The organism is Bradyrhizobium sp. AZCC 1719, from assembly GCF_036924525.1.
Lineage (GTDB): Bacteria > Pseudomonadota > Alphaproteobacteria > Rhizobiales > Xanthobacteraceae > Bradyrhizobium.
Window position 1 is genome coordinate 38,507 of record NZ_JAZHRU010000001.1, and the last position, 14,332, is coordinate 52,838.

General features: G+C 62.5%; 11 protein-coding genes and 22 tRNA genes. 1 reads left to right on the forward strand and 32 read right to left on the reverse strand.

Features of this window, described 5'->3' with window-relative positions:
- Window positions 1–5: 5 nt before the first annotated feature.
- The 9 genes from V1292_RS00110 to V1292_RS00150 all read right to left on the reverse strand — a co-directional run bounded on the left by V1292_RS00110 (window position 6) and on the right by V1292_RS00150 (window position 10,431).
- The gene (locus tag V1292_RS00110) at window positions 6–710 is read right to left on the reverse strand and encodes an ABC transporter ATP-binding protein (RefSeq protein WP_334369769.1); all 705 of its coding nucleotides are present in this window, start codon (window positions 708–710) and stop codon (window positions 6–8) included.
- Entirely contained in the window at window positions 703–1,479 is a 777-nt protein-coding gene (locus V1292_RS00115) for an ABC transporter ATP-binding protein (RefSeq protein WP_334369770.1), read from the reverse strand. The genes V1292_RS00110 and V1292_RS00115 overlap by 8 nt, the downstream gene beginning before the upstream one ends.
- Window positions 1,479–2,525: a branched-chain amino acid ABC transporter permease gene (locus V1292_RS00120; RefSeq protein WP_334369771.1), complete on the reverse strand. Its 1,047-nt coding sequence runs from the start codon at window positions 2,523–2,525 to the stop codon at window positions 1,479–1,481. Before V1292_RS00120 ends, V1292_RS00115 begins: the two co-directional genes overlap by 1 nt.
- Window positions 2,522–3,394, reverse strand: a complete 873-nt coding sequence (locus V1292_RS00125) for a branched-chain amino acid ABC transporter permease (protein ID WP_334369772.1) — start codon at window positions 3,392–3,394, stop codon at window positions 2,522–2,524. The genes V1292_RS00120 and V1292_RS00125 overlap by 4 nt, the downstream gene beginning before the upstream one ends.
- Before the next feature lie 69 nt (window positions 3,395–3,463).
- On the reverse strand, window positions 3,464–4,618 hold the full coding sequence (locus V1292_RS00130) for an ABC transporter substrate-binding protein (protein ID WP_334369773.1): 1,155 nt from the start codon (window positions 4,616–4,618) through the stop codon (window positions 3,464–3,466).
- A 79-nt stretch (window positions 4,619–4,697) separates the two neighbouring features.
- Entirely contained in the window at window positions 4,698–5,903 is a 1,206-nt protein-coding gene (locus V1292_RS00135) for a xanthine dehydrogenase family Fe-S subunit (protein WP_334369774.1), read from the reverse strand.
- Complete coding sequence (locus tag V1292_RS00140; protein ID WP_334369775.1) at window positions 5,900–6,736, reverse strand: FAD binding domain-containing protein; 837 nt, start codon at window positions 6,734–6,736, stop codon at window positions 5,900–5,902. Before V1292_RS00140 ends, V1292_RS00135 begins: the two co-directional genes overlap by 4 nt.
- Window positions 6,733–9,135, reverse strand: a complete 2,403-nt coding sequence (locus V1292_RS00145) for a xanthine dehydrogenase family protein molybdopterin-binding subunit (protein WP_334376899.1) — start codon at window positions 9,133–9,135, stop codon at window positions 6,733–6,735. Before V1292_RS00145 ends, V1292_RS00140 begins: the two co-directional genes overlap by 4 nt.
- Window positions 9,136–9,153: 18 nt before the next feature.
- Entirely contained in the window at window positions 9,154–10,431 is a 1,278-nt protein-coding gene (locus V1292_RS00150; RefSeq protein WP_334369776.1) for an amidohydrolase/deacetylase family metallohydrolase, read from the reverse strand.
- Between the two features lie 163 nt (window positions 10,432–10,594).
- Between V1292_RS00150 and V1292_RS00155 the strand changes: the two genes are divergently transcribed.
- Window positions 10,595–11,089, forward strand: a complete 495-nt coding sequence (locus V1292_RS00155; RefSeq protein ID WP_334369777.1) for a MarR family winged helix-turn-helix transcriptional regulator — start codon at window positions 10,595–10,597, stop codon at window positions 11,087–11,089.
- 238 nt (window positions 11,090–11,327) lie between these two features.
- On the opposite strand, the gene V1292_RS00160 is transcribed toward V1292_RS00155, so the two are convergent.
- The 23 genes from V1292_RS00160 to V1292_RS00270 all read right to left on the reverse strand — a co-directional run bounded on the left by V1292_RS00160 (window position 11,328) and on the right by V1292_RS00270 (window position 14,328).
- Window positions 11,328–11,402: transfer RNA gene (locus V1292_RS00160), tRNA-Trp, on the reverse strand.
- Between the two features lie 3 nt (window positions 11,403–11,405).
- Window positions 11,406–11,480 (reverse strand) — tRNA-His (locus V1292_RS00165).
- A 42-nt stretch (window positions 11,481–11,522) separates the two neighbouring features.
- Window positions 11,523–11,597: transfer RNA gene (locus V1292_RS00170), tRNA-Met, on the reverse strand.
- Window positions 11,598–11,603: 6 nt separating this feature from the next.
- Window positions 11,604–11,679 (reverse strand) — tRNA-Gln (locus V1292_RS00175).
- A 19-nt stretch (window positions 11,680–11,698) separates the two neighbouring features.
- Window positions 11,699–11,775: transfer RNA gene (locus V1292_RS00180), tRNA-Glu, on the reverse strand.
- A gap of 1 nt (window position 11,776) precedes the next feature.
- Window positions 11,777–11,852, reverse strand: a tRNA-Gly gene (locus tag V1292_RS00185).
- A gap of 95 nt (window positions 11,853–11,947) precedes the next feature.
- Window positions 11,948–12,034: transfer RNA gene (locus tag V1292_RS00190), tRNA-Ser, on the reverse strand.
- A gap of 98 nt (window positions 12,035–12,132) precedes the next feature.
- Window positions 12,133–12,208 (reverse strand) — tRNA-Arg (locus tag V1292_RS00195).
- Window positions 12,209–12,215: 7 nt separating this feature from the next.
- Window positions 12,216–12,287 (reverse strand) — tRNA-Cys (locus V1292_RS00200).
- A 4-nt stretch (window positions 12,288–12,291) separates the two neighbouring features.
- Window positions 12,292–12,365: transfer RNA gene (locus tag V1292_RS00205), tRNA-Gln, on the reverse strand.
- 7 nt (window positions 12,366–12,372) lie between these two features.
- Window positions 12,373–12,448 (reverse strand) — tRNA-Pro (locus V1292_RS00210).
- An 8-nt stretch (window positions 12,449–12,456) separates the two neighbouring features.
- Window positions 12,457–12,533, reverse strand: a tRNA-Arg gene (locus V1292_RS00215).
- A 7-nt stretch (window positions 12,534–12,540) separates the two neighbouring features.
- Window positions 12,541–12,615 (reverse strand) — tRNA-Glu (locus V1292_RS00220).
- Between the two features lie 78 nt (window positions 12,616–12,693).
- Window positions 12,694–12,769 (reverse strand) — tRNA-Asn (locus V1292_RS00225).
- An 82-nt stretch (window positions 12,770–12,851) separates the two neighbouring features.
- Window positions 12,852–12,927 (reverse strand) — tRNA-Phe (locus V1292_RS00230).
- A 4-nt stretch (window positions 12,928–12,931) separates the two neighbouring features.
- Window positions 12,932–13,006: transfer RNA gene (locus tag V1292_RS00235), tRNA-Gly, on the reverse strand.
- Between the two features lie 8 nt (window positions 13,007–13,014).
- Window positions 13,015–13,093, reverse strand: a tRNA-OTHER gene (locus V1292_RS00240).
- A 245-nt stretch (window positions 13,094–13,338) separates the two neighbouring features.
- Window positions 13,339–13,414 (reverse strand) — tRNA-Arg (locus V1292_RS00245).
- 37 nt (window positions 13,415–13,451) lie between these two features.
- The gene (locus V1292_RS00250) at window positions 13,452–13,988 is read right to left on the reverse strand and encodes an HNH endonuclease (RefSeq protein WP_334369778.1); all 537 of its coding nucleotides are present in this window, start codon (window positions 13,986–13,988) and stop codon (window positions 13,452–13,454) included.
- A gap of 22 nt (window positions 13,989–14,010) precedes the next feature.
- Window positions 14,011–14,085 (reverse strand) — tRNA-Ile (locus tag V1292_RS00255).
- A gap of 4 nt (window positions 14,086–14,089) precedes the next feature.
- A tRNA-Pro gene (locus V1292_RS00260) sits at window positions 14,090–14,163 on the reverse strand.
- Between the two features lie 4 nt (window positions 14,164–14,167).
- Window positions 14,168–14,242 (reverse strand) — tRNA-Asp (locus V1292_RS00265).
- 3 nt (window positions 14,243–14,245) lie between these two features.
- A tRNA-Leu gene (locus V1292_RS00270) sits at window positions 14,246–14,328 on the reverse strand.
- Window positions 14,329–14,332 lie beyond the last annotated feature (4 nt).

A 14,332-nucleotide genomic window follows, 5' to 3' on the forward strand; every position in this document is an offset into this window, starting at 1 on the left:
GCGGCTCATCCGCCAAGATAGGCCTTTCGCACGTGCTCGTTCTCGATCATCTCCGCACCAGGCCCGGAAAGAACGATACGGCCGCCCTCCAGGAGATAGGCGTGGTCGCACATCTCGAGCGCCGCAAACGCGTTCTGCTCGACCAGCAGTACCGTCGTTCCGGAATCTCGGATGCCGCGGATGATCGCAAACGTTCGCTCGACGATGTTGGGCGCGAGCCCAAGGGAAGGTTCGTCGAACATGATCAAGCGCGGACGTGACATCAGCGCCCGGCCGATCGCCAGCATTTGTTGTTCGCCGCCGGACAAGGTGCCGGCAGCCTGCCGCTTGCGGTCGGCGAGGCGCGGAAACTCGGCATAGATCCGATCGCGGTCGGATGCGATATCGGCAGCACTGCTGCGCAGATAGGCTCCCATGTCGAGATTTTCCTCAACCGTCATATGTGGAAACACTCGCCGTCCTTCCGGACAATGCGCGATCCCACTCGTCACCACGCGCGGCGGCTTGGCGCCCGCAATGTCCTTGCCCTCGAACAGCATCGATCCCGAACGCGGCGCAACGAGCCCGGAGATCGCGCGCAGCGTGGTGCTCTTGCCGGCGCCGTTGGCGCCGATCAAGGCGACCAGCTGCCCGGCCTTGACCTCCAGCGAAATGCCGCGCAACGCCATGACGCCGCCGTAGCCACACACCATGTCGCGGATCTCAAGCACGTGTCGCTCCCTGCCCGAGATAGGCCTCGATCACGGCCGGGTCGTTCCGGATCACGTCCGGCGGTCCCTCGGCAATGATCCGGCCGTAGTTCAGCACGACGATCCGGTCCGAGACGCTCATCACCATCGGCATGTCGTGCTCGACGAGCAGGATGGTGACGCCGCGATCCCGGATGTTGCGAACCAACTGCACGAAGGTGTGGGTTTCCGAGGCGTTCATGCCGGAGACCGGCTCGTCGAGCAGCAGCATCGACGGCTCGGCGGCCAGCGCCAACGCCACACCGACAAGACGCTGCTCACCATAGGACAGCGAGCCTGCAAGATCGTAGGCGCGGCGTTCGAGACCAACCCATTCGACCAATTCGCTGGCGCGCTCCCGCAAACGGCGTTCCGAAGACCGCGCGCGCGGCAGCCCCAAAATGGCTTCGAGAAGGCTGACTCTCCCCTGGCGGTGCAGCCCGACTAGTAGATTGTCGTAGACGGTGTCGTTCGGAAAAACGCTGGTACGCTGGAAGGTGCGGGCCAAACCGAGATCAGCGATCTGATGCGGCTTCAATCCATTGAGCGCGCTTCCACGATAGCTCACGGCACCGCGTGTTGGATCAAGAAAGCCCGTGACGACGTTGAAAGCCGTCGTCTTGCCGGCGCCGTTGGGCCCGATCAGGCTGACAATTTCGCCCTCGCCGACCGTGAAGTTCAAATCCGAGAGCGCAACGAGCCCTCCGAAGTGCACAGCGACCTTCTCGACCTTCAAGGCGATCGCTATCATCACGCGTGCTCCTTGGCGTCGCGTTCGGAGAAGGTAACCGGTGCAACCGTCTCGGCCCGGTTCCGCGGTTTCGCAAATCGCAGAGCCAGCGACGGCACGATGCCGCGCGGCAATACGAACAGGATAACGATCAGCACGCCGCCATACGCGATCCATTGCGCCTCCGGCGCCATGATCGGCCGCAGAAACACAGGCAACAGCCCAAAGATCATTCCGCCGACGATGGGCCCCGCCAGCGAGCCCTTGCCGCCGGTGATGACCATGATCACCATCGTCACCGTGTTGATAAAAGCAAACACTTCGGGATCGATGATCCGGATGTAGTGTGCGTAAAGGCTGCCGGCCGCGCCTGCGATCCCCGCCGAGATCACCGCTGCCAAAGTGAGCGTCCTTGTCACGTCGATGCCGACGGATACCGCCAGTGTTTCGTTTTCCATCAACCCGCGCATGGCGCGGCCGAAATGCGAATGGACCAGGCGCGAGATCAGTACATAGGTGACGACCGCGACGGCAAGCACGAGGTAATAGTTCTGCAGCTTGGTGCGGAGGGTCAGATCACCAAGACCCGGCAATCCGATCGTAATCGAAGGAATGTTGGTCAGCGCCAGCGGGCCCTGCGTCAGCTCAACCCAATTCAGCGCCACCAGCCGGACCACTTCGGCAAAGGAAATCGTCACGATCACGAAGTAAGCGCCGCGCACGCGAAACGACAACAGCCCCACGAGATATCCGCACAATCCCGCAACGACGATGGCCAACACGAAGCCGACGATTGGCGGCCAGGGGGTGTGAACGACGCGAAAGCCGAAGGGCAAGCCGACATCGAAGCCAAGCGACGTCAATGCGCTGACATAGGCGCCAATGCCGAAGAACGCGATGTGACCAAGGCTGAGCTGACCGGTAAACCCAAGCAGCAGATTGAGGCTCATCGCTCCGATGATGAATATGCCGGTCGTGATCAGCGCGTTCATGAGATATGGATCGCGCAGCCAGAGCGGCACCGATGCGAACGCGACGACCGAGAAAATGGCGACTCCTGACTTCATCCGACGCGCTCCGAGCGCGCGAAAAGTCCGGTCGGCTTGAAGATCAGAACCGCGATAATGATCAAAAATCCCATGGCGTCGCGGTATCCCGAGGAAACGTAGCCGGCGCCGAGTTCTTCGGCGAGCGCCAGGATGAAACCGCCAATCACCGCGCCGGTGATGTTGCCGAGCCCGCCCAGGATCACGATCGCGAATGCCTTGACGGCGGCGAGATCGCCCATCTGCGGGAAGATGACGTAGACCGGACCGAGCAATGCGCCTGCCGCGGCGGCAAGGCTGGAACCGATTGCGAAGGTCGAGGTATAGATCAGGTCGACATTGACGCCCATCAGCGAGGCGGTGTCCTGATCTTGAAATGTCGCCCGCATCGCACAGCCGAGTTTTGTCTTGTTGATCAAGAGATAGGTGACGACGATCAGCATCGCCGCGGCGGCAAGGACAAACAGCCGCAACCAGGACACCGAGACCGGTCCGAGCACCAGTGGCGCCTCGGGGAAAGGCGTGGTCACCGATTTCGCCACGCCGCCCCATATCCACAAGGCGCCGGACTGCATCGCGATCCAGGCGCCGATCATGACAAGCATGGTGGTATCGATGTCGGAGCCGCGCAGCGGCCGCAGCAAGGTCAGCTCGATCGCCGCCCCAAGAAGCCAGCCGGCCACGACAGCAAGCGGCAGCGCCAGGAAGAAGTTGACTCCGAGCTGATGCACCACGATGAACATGATGTAGGCGCCGAACGTATACAGCACCCCATGCGTGAAGTTCACGACGTTCATGATGCCGAAGATCAAGGTGAGACCGATGCCCAGCAGGGCATAGGTGCCGCCGAGCACCAGCATGTTGATCAGATGTTGCAGAAACTCGCTCAAGGTGGCCCCCGGATATCCAGATGCCGGCGACGGCCGCGGATTCGCTGCCGCCCTCGCCGGTCAGCAACGTCAGAGCGTCTTCATGCCGATCTTGCCGTCGGTGATTTCGATCAGATAGACGTTGGGCTGGCTCTGGCCGCTTTCCTTGCCTTCGGGACCGGACTTGCGGAACACGATGTCGCCGTTCAGACCCTTCACCTTGATGTCCCAAAGTGCCGCCTTGATCGCCGCAGGCTCCGCCTTGCCCGCCTTCTCGATCGCCGCCGCTGCGGTGCGGATGCCGTCATAGCCCCGGAAGCTTTCGGTGCAGCCGGCGAAATCGTAGCCGCGCTTCTTCCATTCGGCGATGAAGTAGCTGGTCGCCTCCGGGTTCGGCGTCTTCTCGGGGAACCAGGGCAGGAAGGTCGTCAGGTGCATGGTGCCGTTGGCGGCCGCACCCGCCTGCGCGATGATCTGATCCGGATTCTGCGAGCCGCCGGTGGTTATGATGCGCTTCTTGAGGCCGAGGGCTGCAGCCTGCTTGAAGATCAGCGTGAGTTGGTCCACCGCCGTCGTCACAATGATGGTCTCGGAATCGGTGCCCTTCAGCTTGGAAAGCTGAGCGCTCATATCCTGGGCGCCCTGATCCATGGTTTCGACGGCTCCGACCGCAATGCCCTTCTCCTTCATCATCTTGCTGAAGTCTTCAGCGGTGCCGCGACCCCAGTCGTTGTTGATGATGAGGAAATCGACCTTCTTCAATTCGAGCTTGTCGACGATCCCCTTGAACGCCGCGGCCTCGATCGCCGACGGCGGCGAGATACGGAAGATGTAGGGATTGCCGGTCGTGGTGATCTTGCCCGACGAGGAAGTTTCAACCACCATCGGCGTTTCGTATTCCATCAGCTTGGGCATCACGGCAAGCGTCAGGCTCGAACCCCATGCGCCCATCAGCACCGGCACCTTGTCGCTCGTGATCAGCTTTTCGGCGACGGCGGCCGCCTCTGTCGGATTGCTCTTGTTGTCCTCAATGACGAGTTCAAGCTTCTTGCCGAGAATGCCGCCCTTTGCGTTGATCTCATCGGCCGCGATCTTGGCGCCGTTGACAACGTAGGTACCGGACGCGGCGAACGCACCCGTAAGGGGTTCATTGACGCCGATCTTGATGGTTTGAGCGTTGGCGGCACCACCCAACAAGGCGACCGCCAGCGCTATCGTCGGAACAACTCTGAAAGTCCGTATCATGTGGTTCTCCAATCTCACGCTGTTCATCTATCCGCAGTTCACACCCGTCGTTTCCGCATAGCGCGGAGACTTCGATCCATCACGTCGCTCCGTCATTCTTGGACGAGAGACGATCAACCCAGCCCGCGACCCGCACGCGCAAAAGACTGAACACCAGCGACATTCCGTTCAGCTCAGCCGTCGTAGCGTCACCCGGTGGCGTGCCCGACAGGCGACGGTCAAGATTGCCGGCAAACTCTGTGATCAATCGCGCTGCGAGATCGCGCACCAGCCCCGGTCTTCCGACCTGCGCCAGCAGGCCAGTGAGCGTGTATCCGATGGAAATGTCGACGCGTGTCCCCTGCTCGATCGGCACCAGTCGATAGCGAATTTCGCCCTGCGTCGAAGACCGGCTGCGCCGGTCGTTGCCGATGCCGACGATGCGGCCGGACATATCGGCCGGATTACCTTCGACTCGCGCGGCGCCCTGGAACGTCGCGGCGATCGGGCCAATCCTGACCCGGATCGCACCTTCGACGCGCTCCGGCTTCGGCGGCGCCGTCAGCGACGCGCCGGGAAGGCAGGCCGCGACAGCACCGATGTCGTCGAACATTGCAAAGACCAGCTCCGGCGGGTGCGCGACGCTGAACTGCTGCTTCAGAACGGTGGCGGGGATGAAGTCCGGAATTGCAGGAACCGAACTGGCCGTTTCAGACGGCGTTTGTTCGCTTGCCGCCGGCCGGATGCGTTCGGCCCGGTCGGCACCGTCGTGCACGCTTCGACCTGAGCCAACAGGACCCAGGATCTTTCGCCCTCCATCCCGCATCGGCGCGATATCGCGGGCACGCCGCGCTTCGATTACCGATTGCACCGCCCGCACGATGCCGACATAGCCGGTGCACCGGCACAGATTGCCACTCAAACCAACGCGGATCAGGCCCTCGTCGGCTTGCGGCAGGCGCAGCACCAGATCACGCGCCGAGACCAGCATTCCCGGTGTGCAGTAACCGCACTGCAGCGCATGCTCGCGGGTGAAGGCCGCGCGCAGTTCCGTCGTAACCTCGTCCTCATCGAGGCCTTCGATCGTGGTGACCTCTGCCCCTTCGCAAGCCACCGCATAGGTGATGCACGAGCGCGCCGGCACGCCGTCGAGCAGCACCGTGCATGCGCCGCAGACGCCGTGTTCGCAGCCGAGATGGGTACCGGTCAGGTCGAGCTTCTCGCGAACGAAATCCGCAAGATTGGTGCGCGGTTCCGCTGATACCTGCACCGCGCGCTGATTTACGGTGAGTGCGATAATGCTCATGCGCCGGCTTCCCGGACCGCACGCTTGAGCACGTTCACATGAATATGGCGATGCGCTGCATTCGAGACGCCCGCCTTTGCCAGCAGGACATCGGCAACACGCGCATCGAAGCGATCTTTGTAGTCGCCGGCAATGTGTCCGCCGAACAATTCCGCCGCTTTCGTGATGACGACGGGCGCAGAATCGATCGCACCGATCACGACGCGGGCGGTCGCGGCGCTCGGATCGATCAGGATAGCGCCGATCGCATGCGCGAATTCGCCTGTCTTGCGGCAACTCTTGGCGTAGCCCCAGTGCGCCGATGCCGGCATCGCCGGAACATGAATGGTCTCGACGATCTCGCCATCGCGCAGCGCCGATTCGAGCGCGCCGACGATGAACTCCTCCATCGCCACCATGCGCGCGCCTGAAAGGCTTCGCAGCGTCAGTCGCGCACCCAGGGCCGACAGCGCGGATACCCAGTCTGCCGCGGGATCGGCATGGCTGAGCGATCCACCGACCGTGCCGCGATTGCGCACGGCGCGGTAGGCGATGTTGCCGGCGACGCCCTGCATGGCGCCGCGCGTGACGTCCGGAATTCGTCCATCCTCGATGTCGGCATGGGTGACACAGGCCCCGATCACGAGCTCATCGCCGCGACGCTCGACCTGCTTGAGCTCGGCAAGCCCCGTGATGTCAACGATTAACTGCGGCTCCACCAGCCGCAGATTGAGCATGGGACCAAGCGACTGGCCGCCGGCGATGATCTTGGCGGCAGTCTTGGCCTCGTCGAGCACGGCAAGTGCCGCCTGCAAGTCGCGTGGACGTTCGTAGCCGAAAGGCGCCGGTTTCATGCCGCCGGCCTTTCTGCTTCGCGCGCGGCCAGGACCGCCTCGACGACGCGATATGGCGTAATCGGAGACTGCATCAGTTCGACGCCAAGCGGGCGAAGCGCATCGTTGATGGCGTTAGCGATCGCGGCCGGAGGGGCGATCGCGCCACCCTCGCCGATGCCCTTCACGCCGAACTGCGTATAGGGCGACGACGTCTCCATGTGATCGAGACGCGGCGCCGGCACTTCGGTGGGCCCGGGCAGCAGATAGTCCGCGAGCGTCGTCGCAAGCGGCTGACCGGCCGCATCGAACGGCATTTCCTCGTACAGCGCGGTGCCGATGCCCTGTGCCAGGCCGCCATAGATCTGGCCGTCCACGACCATCGGATTGACGAGAACGCCGCCGTCCTCGACGATGACGTAATCGAGGATCTCGATCTCTCCGAGATCGGGATCGACGGCAACGACCGCGGCATGCGCGGCATAGCTGAAGGTTCCGGTATCGCGCTGTGGCTTGTAGCCAGCCGTGACCTCCAGCCCGCCGGGATCGACGTCAGCAGGCAGATCCTGCGGACGGCGATACCAGGTATGGGCGATTTCCTTCAAAGTGACGCTGCCGTTGACGCCGCGAACCTCGCCGCTCTGCAGCACGACCGCAGCCGGATCGTGCTGCAACAGCTTGGCACCGATGCGTCTGGCGCGCTCGCCCAGCTCACGGCACGCAGTTGCGACAGCGCCGCCTGCCATCACCATCGAGCGCGAACCCCACGTGCCGGTCGAATACGGCGTCATCGCCGTGTCGCCGAGGATCAGGCGCACCTTGGCGACGTCGACGCCCAGCATCTCGTGGGCGACCTGGGCCAGCGTCGTCTCCATGCCCTGACCGTGCGAATGCACGCCGACACGGAGTTCGAGGCCGCCGTCCGGCGTCAGCCGCGCGGAGGCCTGTTCGTGGCCGGGCACCATCGGAATGCCCCAGCCGGAATAAACCGACGTGCCATGCGCGGCCTGCTCGCAATAGATCGAGACCCCGACGCCGATGCGCCGACTGTCTGCTTTACCCTCGCGCTGACGCGCCCGTACGCCCTCGACGTCGATCAACGCAAGCGCCCGCCGCATCGCCTCGGGATAGTCGCCGCTGTCGAAGTGCTTGTTGGTAATGTTGTCGAACGGCATCTGCTCGGGCCGCACCAGATTGCGCAGACGGACTTCGCCCGGCTCCAGTCCGGCTTCCGCCGCGACCAAATCGAGCATCAGTTCAAGTGCAAAGCAGACGCCGGTACGCGCCACGCCGCGATAAGGCAGGATCGGACACTTGTTGGTGGCGACCGAAAACGTCCGGCAGCGATAGGCCGGCATCAAATACGGTCCCGGCAGGATGCTGGCGACCTGCGCCGCCTCAAGGCATGCCGAGAACGGATAGGACGAGTAAGCGCCGGAATCGACGGTTGCTTCGCAGTCGATGCCGCGCAGCCGGCCGTCACGATCGGCATAGACGGTGATCTTGTAGTGGTGCTCGCGGCAGTTCGAGCTGGCGGTGAGATGCTCGCGGCGATCCTCGGTCCAGCGTACGGGATTACCGCGATGCATCGTCAGCCAGGAAAGGCAGACTTCTTCCGGCAGCAGGATTCCCTTGTGCCCGAAGCCGCCGCCAACGTCAGGCGAAACGATACGGATTCGGCCCTGCTCCATGCCAAGGCATTCGGCAAGCCCGCTGCGCGTGATGTGCGGCATCTGGGCTGAGGAATAGAGCGTGAGTTGATCGAGGCGGTGATCGAAGGTCGCGACCACGCCACGCCCTTCGAGCGGCGACATGCACTGCCGCGCGGTCGATATCTCGCGCGACACCTTGATCGGCGCATCGAACGCCTTGGAGATGTCGACCTCGAAGTTGGTTTCGAGAAAGACGTTATCGCCCCAATGCTCGTGCACCAGCGCCGAACCCGGCTCGCGCGCCTTTCGCATGTCATGGACCGCAGGAAGCTCTTCGAGATCGAGCGTCACCGCCGCCGCAATGTCCTCCGCCTCGGCACGGGTCGGCGCCACGCACATGGCGACGAGTTCGCCGACCTGACGCACCTTGCCAGTAGCAAGCACCGGCTGCTCGGAAATCTTGAAGCCCGGTAACCCTGAAACCGCGCGGATCGGATTGACGTCGACGAGATCCGCCGCAGTGAAGACGCTGCCGCGATAACGCTCCGGCACATGGATGCCGCGGATCAGCGCATGCGCCAAAGGGCTGCGCACAAAAGCGACGTCCTGCAGCCCGGCAAGGCGGATGTCGGCCACGAACTGGCCTCGGCCCCGCATCAGCCGATCGTCTTCCTTTCGCGGCAGCCGAGCGCCGACGCCTTGTCCGGCGCCCGCTCCGCCCGCAGAAGGAAACTCGCGCTCATTGCGCACGGTGGCACTCTCCTCAATCGATTTGACGTGACCTCCTCAGGCCGCAACGGCCTGCGGTAGAATTGGCGCTACTGCGTCGTATCGCGCACCAGCGCGCAGACAGAACTCAGGCTGCAGCAGACGCTCGGCGATCACTTCATTGTTCTCGTTGTCGCGAAGGACAAATCGTCCGGTTCGCTCTCCGATCACCGAGACGTCGGCGTCCCTGCCAATCTTGAGGGCGCCGATTTCGTCAGCACGGCCGAGCATCCTGGCCGAGTTGGATGTGACCATCGGCACGACCTGCTCCAGCGCGAGGCCGAGCGCCATCATCGAACTCATCGCCTGGACCAGACTGAACTTGGCCTGGCCGGCGAACGGATGATTCTCGTCGTCCTCATGCTGGTCGGGCGTGCCGGCGGGCGCAGGCACGTGGGTGTTGTAGCCGTGAATGTCCGCGCCGAGCGTGGTGGGGATGATACCGGCGGCGATCGCTTTTTTGGCGAGACGATAGGAGAAATGACTGCCGTGACCGACGTCGACCTTCAAGCCGCGATCGAGCGCCGCCTGAATCACCGGATGAACTTCACCCTCGCGGTTGACGAAGCCTCCGGGGTGGCGCGTGAACGGATGCGCCAGTACGTCGCCCTCTCGCAGTAAAGGAAGCACGCGCGCCAAAATCGTATCGACGTCTTCGCCATTGGTACCACTCTCAGGCAGGCCCCAGAGCTGGCCGAAATGCACATAGACCGGCAAATCGGCGCGGCGTCCGATCTCGGCCGCCATTTCGATGACGCGAATGCCCCAACGCGCGAAGCCGCCGATCTCCGCATGGGCCTTGATGCCGCGAACGATGTCGAGATTGGCCGTCGCCGCCTTCACCGTGGCGTCGATATCGACGCCTTCAGGACTATAGAGTTGCGGATAGTAGTGGCCTTCGAGCCCACCGACCAGATAAGCCGACAGGAATGCATAAACGCGCGACTTCGCAGGCTCGGCAACGAAATGCCGGAAGCCGGGCAGCGTCATGCAGGACGGACCGCCCTGATCGACCAACGTCGTCACGCCGGACTGGACGCCGACCATGTCGGCATTCATGCCGAAGCGACCGGTGACATACTGATAGACATGCGCGTGGGTATCGATGAGGCCGGGCAATACCACCTTGCCGGTCACGTCGATCACCTCTCGGGCGCTGGTCGGTAAAATGTCGCTCTGCACCGCCGCGATCTTGCCATTGCGGATAGCGACGTCCCTGATGCCATCGATGCCGGAGGCCGGGCATATCACGCGGCCGCCGCGCAGGAGTTGGTCGAAGGTGGCGCTGATCGACATGAATAATCTCCCCTGTCTTCGCCGGCGGTGTTACTCCGCCCCGCGACAGAATACGAAGCATACTTCGTATTCTACAAGAGCAAACTTCATGCCATGATCTTCCCGTGGCGAAGCCCATCGAATCGAGCTACTCGCATCGATGTTCCGAGGCTGGGAGAGTGCGTTGCGGAAAGCAAAGAAGCGTCATGGCGAGACCAGACATCGCCCGTGGCCGCTGTCAGAACGACCGGGCTTTCTGATCCGGCGGCTGCACCAGATCCATGTCGCGCTATTTCAGGAAGCATGCGGTGAGTTCGAGATCACACCACTGCAATACAGCCTGCTTTCGGCGCTTGCGGTGCGGAAAACCGCCGATCAGACCACATTGGCGGCCGATATTGCGCTGGACAGGACGACGACGACCGGAGCGCTCAAGCGACTGGCCGCCCGCAATTTCGTCGAGAGACCCGTAGATGATGAGGATCGCCGCGCGCGGCTCTGTAAATTGACCCCGGCGGGAGCGGCGCTTCTGGCGAAAATAGAGGCATCAGCGCGGGCTGCGCACCGCGCCACGCTCGATAATTTAAGTGAACGGGAGCAAGCCGTATTCGTCGATATGATGCAGCGCATCGTTGCGGCGCACTCCAATCGCGACAGTGCTACTGCCCTATTCGATTGAGCACCACGGCATCATCTGCCGCCATTTTAACTCGAGCTGCATAATTTGTAATCACCCGAGACCCTGCACTGTATTTCATTGGACTCGGCAGAACGCTGCTGCAGCTCGCTTGTGTAAGCGGTTTTCGGATTGTCGAATCGCCCAGCTCTCGCCCCTGTTCGACGATGCGGCCGTTATTCAGAACAATGGTCGCCGTTTTGGCGTCTCCGTGCGCACGCAGCCAAGGCAAGAGAGACGTTGGCACCGGCTGACTGAATCGAACAGTCGACATCGGATTTTGGAGGCCCGCGTTCTGCCACTGAACTAAGCCGGTATCTGGTCCTGACTGGGAGAGTCGAACTCCGCATCTCCCGGTCCACAACCGAGCATCCTGCCATTGAACGAAGTCAGGAGAGATTGAATGGTCACCTGTCGCGTAGTCGGCGACAGGAAATGGTCGCGGGTACGGGGGTCGAACCCGCCACTCCAGCCTTATGAGAGCCGGCCCCTTCCCTGCCGAGGCCCCGCGAGAAATTGGCAAGCGCGGCAGGACTCGAACCTGCGATAACCGGAATCAAAATCCGGCGCTTGGCCAGCTTGGCGACGCGCCCAAAAATTTGGTCATGAATTTGGTCCTGCCAACGGGAGTTCAACCCGCGAAGTCCAGCGTTGAAAGCGCCGTACCCTTAGCACCAGGCGATGGCAGGTTGGCGCGGGCGGCCGGGATCGAACCGAACACCTCCTGTTTGGAAGACAGGCACGCAGCCCACTACGCCACGCCCGCAAGAAGAAGCAGCCGCAATTGACGAGGAAGGCCCGCGCTATCCGCCTAATAAGATCCAATCGATTGCGATTGGATCGTCCATCGGTTTCACGTGATGGCGGAGAGTACAGGGATCGAACCTGTGCGTCCCGAAGGACTCGACGCGTTAGCACCGCGTTGCCTTGCCTCTCGGCCAACTCTCCAATTCGGATGATGATCGCGGCGAAGCTCAAACCGGACGGCCATGTGCCGACAAGTATCAGACAAGATCGGCTTTTCCTCGGGCCAAATTGATGAATGATGGCGCACTCGGCTGGACTCGAACCAGCATAGGGCCGTTTAGAAGACGGCTGACCATCCAGTTGGTCCACGAGCACATGCTGAAGGCCCCGGCCGGTGCTGCCCCGGCTCATAGCGGTTTTGCAGACCGCCGCGTTCCTGTTTCGCCACAGGGCCAAATTGGCTGCGCGCGCAGGAATCGAACCTGCCTGAACGGATTCAGAGTCCGTCGCCTGACCGCTCGGCCAGCGCGCGATGATCGTCAGCGTGGGTGGATTCGAACCACCGATCCCCTGCTTCCAAGGCAGGTAGGGACGGCCAGGCTCCCCTACACGCTGATGATGATTGGCCTTCCCGGCAGGACTCGAACCTGCATACCTTCGCGTTCGTAGCGCGCTGCTCATCCAGTCGAGCTACGGGAAGTTGAATATGGCACTGCCAGCGGGACTCGAACCCGCGTCGACCGGCTGAGAACCGGGCATCCTTGCCGCTAGACGATGGCAGCGTGTCGATTTGTTCGACCATGATGAGGTCGCTTCCGTTTCCGCAGCCCAAGTCAGGCACGACATCGGAAGTGGTGGATTGGCTCCCGCCGCACGATTCGAACGTGCCTTCCTCCGTTAACAGCGGAGCGCCCTCACCGAGATGGCTCGACGGGAATGAAATGGTGGAGCAACGGAGAGTCGAACTCCGGACGTCGATCTTGCAAGGATCAACTGCAGCCCGCTGCCTGCCCCGAACTGGTACCCAGCGCCAGATTTGAACTGGCCTCCTGCGCTCTTCAGGCGCGTGCAATCACCAGATTTGCTAACTGGGCTAGATGGCGCGGACGTCGGTAATCGAAACCGATTCTCCTGAGTGGCACTCAGGTGCTCGACCTTCCACGCTACGTCCGCATTGATGGTGGTGGGTAACCCTGGAATCGAACCAGGCAGGCACAAAGGCGCAGGCTTTACAGGCCCGCTCAGTCCCCAGACTTACCCAAATTGGTTGCAGGCCCCGGGGTTGCACCGGGCTCAACGCGGCTTATGAGACCGCATGGATACCTAACCGATCTGCCTGCGATAAATAGTGCCAAGGCTGCAAACTCCTCGGCTGCGCCGGCGTACATCCGGCCTGGCGCGATCGTTCATGGCGGAGAGCCGAGGACCTGAGCCTCACACCTTTCGGTGCCATCGGTATTCGAAGCCGTGCCGGCGCGCCTGTCCGGTTCGTCATCCATCAAATTTGGCCACCACGATAGGACTCGAACCTGCATCCTCGACCTTCGGAGGGTCGTGCTCATCCTGTTGAGCTACGTGGTGATGGTTCGCCGGCGGCCGCAACTCGCCGCCGGCGCCGTTACTTCTCGAGCTCGGCATCCCAGTACAGATAGTCGCGCCAAGTTTCGTGCAGAAAGTTCGGCGGGAAGAGACGCTGGGCCGCCATCAGGTCGTGCTGCGTCGGCTCAAATGGCTTGCGCAGCGGCTTGAGGTGGAAGCGGTCCTTGCGCGTGTTGCAGGGGCTGCAGGCCGCCACGATGTTGGTCCAGGACGTCTGGCCGCCGTCCGCCCGCGGGACGACGTGGTCGAACGTCAATTCGCCGCGCAGATGCTGGTCACCGCAATACTGGCAGCGGAAGCGATCGCGAAGAAAGACATTGAACCGCGTGAAGGCGACGCGAACCTGTGGCCGCACATACTCGCGCAGCGCGATGACCGACGGCAGCCGCATCACCGTCGACGGGCTGCGGACCACCTCGTCGTATTCTGCGACGACGACGTGCGATCCCTTCACGACCGCCTTGACGGCGTCCTCCCAGTTGAACAGCGACAACGGGAAGTAGTTGAGCGGCTGGAAGTCCGCATTGAGGACAAGAGCCGGGTTTGCTGCGAACATTGCCCTCTCCTCTCTTTGGCGGTGGTGGGCGCCACCGGATTTGAACCGATATGTGGGCTGTTATGAGCAGCCGGGTCTACCGTTGAGCTAGACGCCCGGATTGGTCAGGATGGCGGGATTTGAACCTGCGCTCTCACGCATCCGAGGCGTGCGCTTTGGCCGGCTATACATCCTGGAATTGGCGCCCATGACGAGGATCGAACTCGCCTTCCCGGATCGACAATCCGGTCCCTTCGCCAGATGGGGACATGGGCCATTGGTGCGCTCGGCCGGGCTCGAACCGGCATGGTCTCCCACCGCCCTCTCAAGACGGCGCGTCTACCCGTTTCGCCACGAGCGCGAAT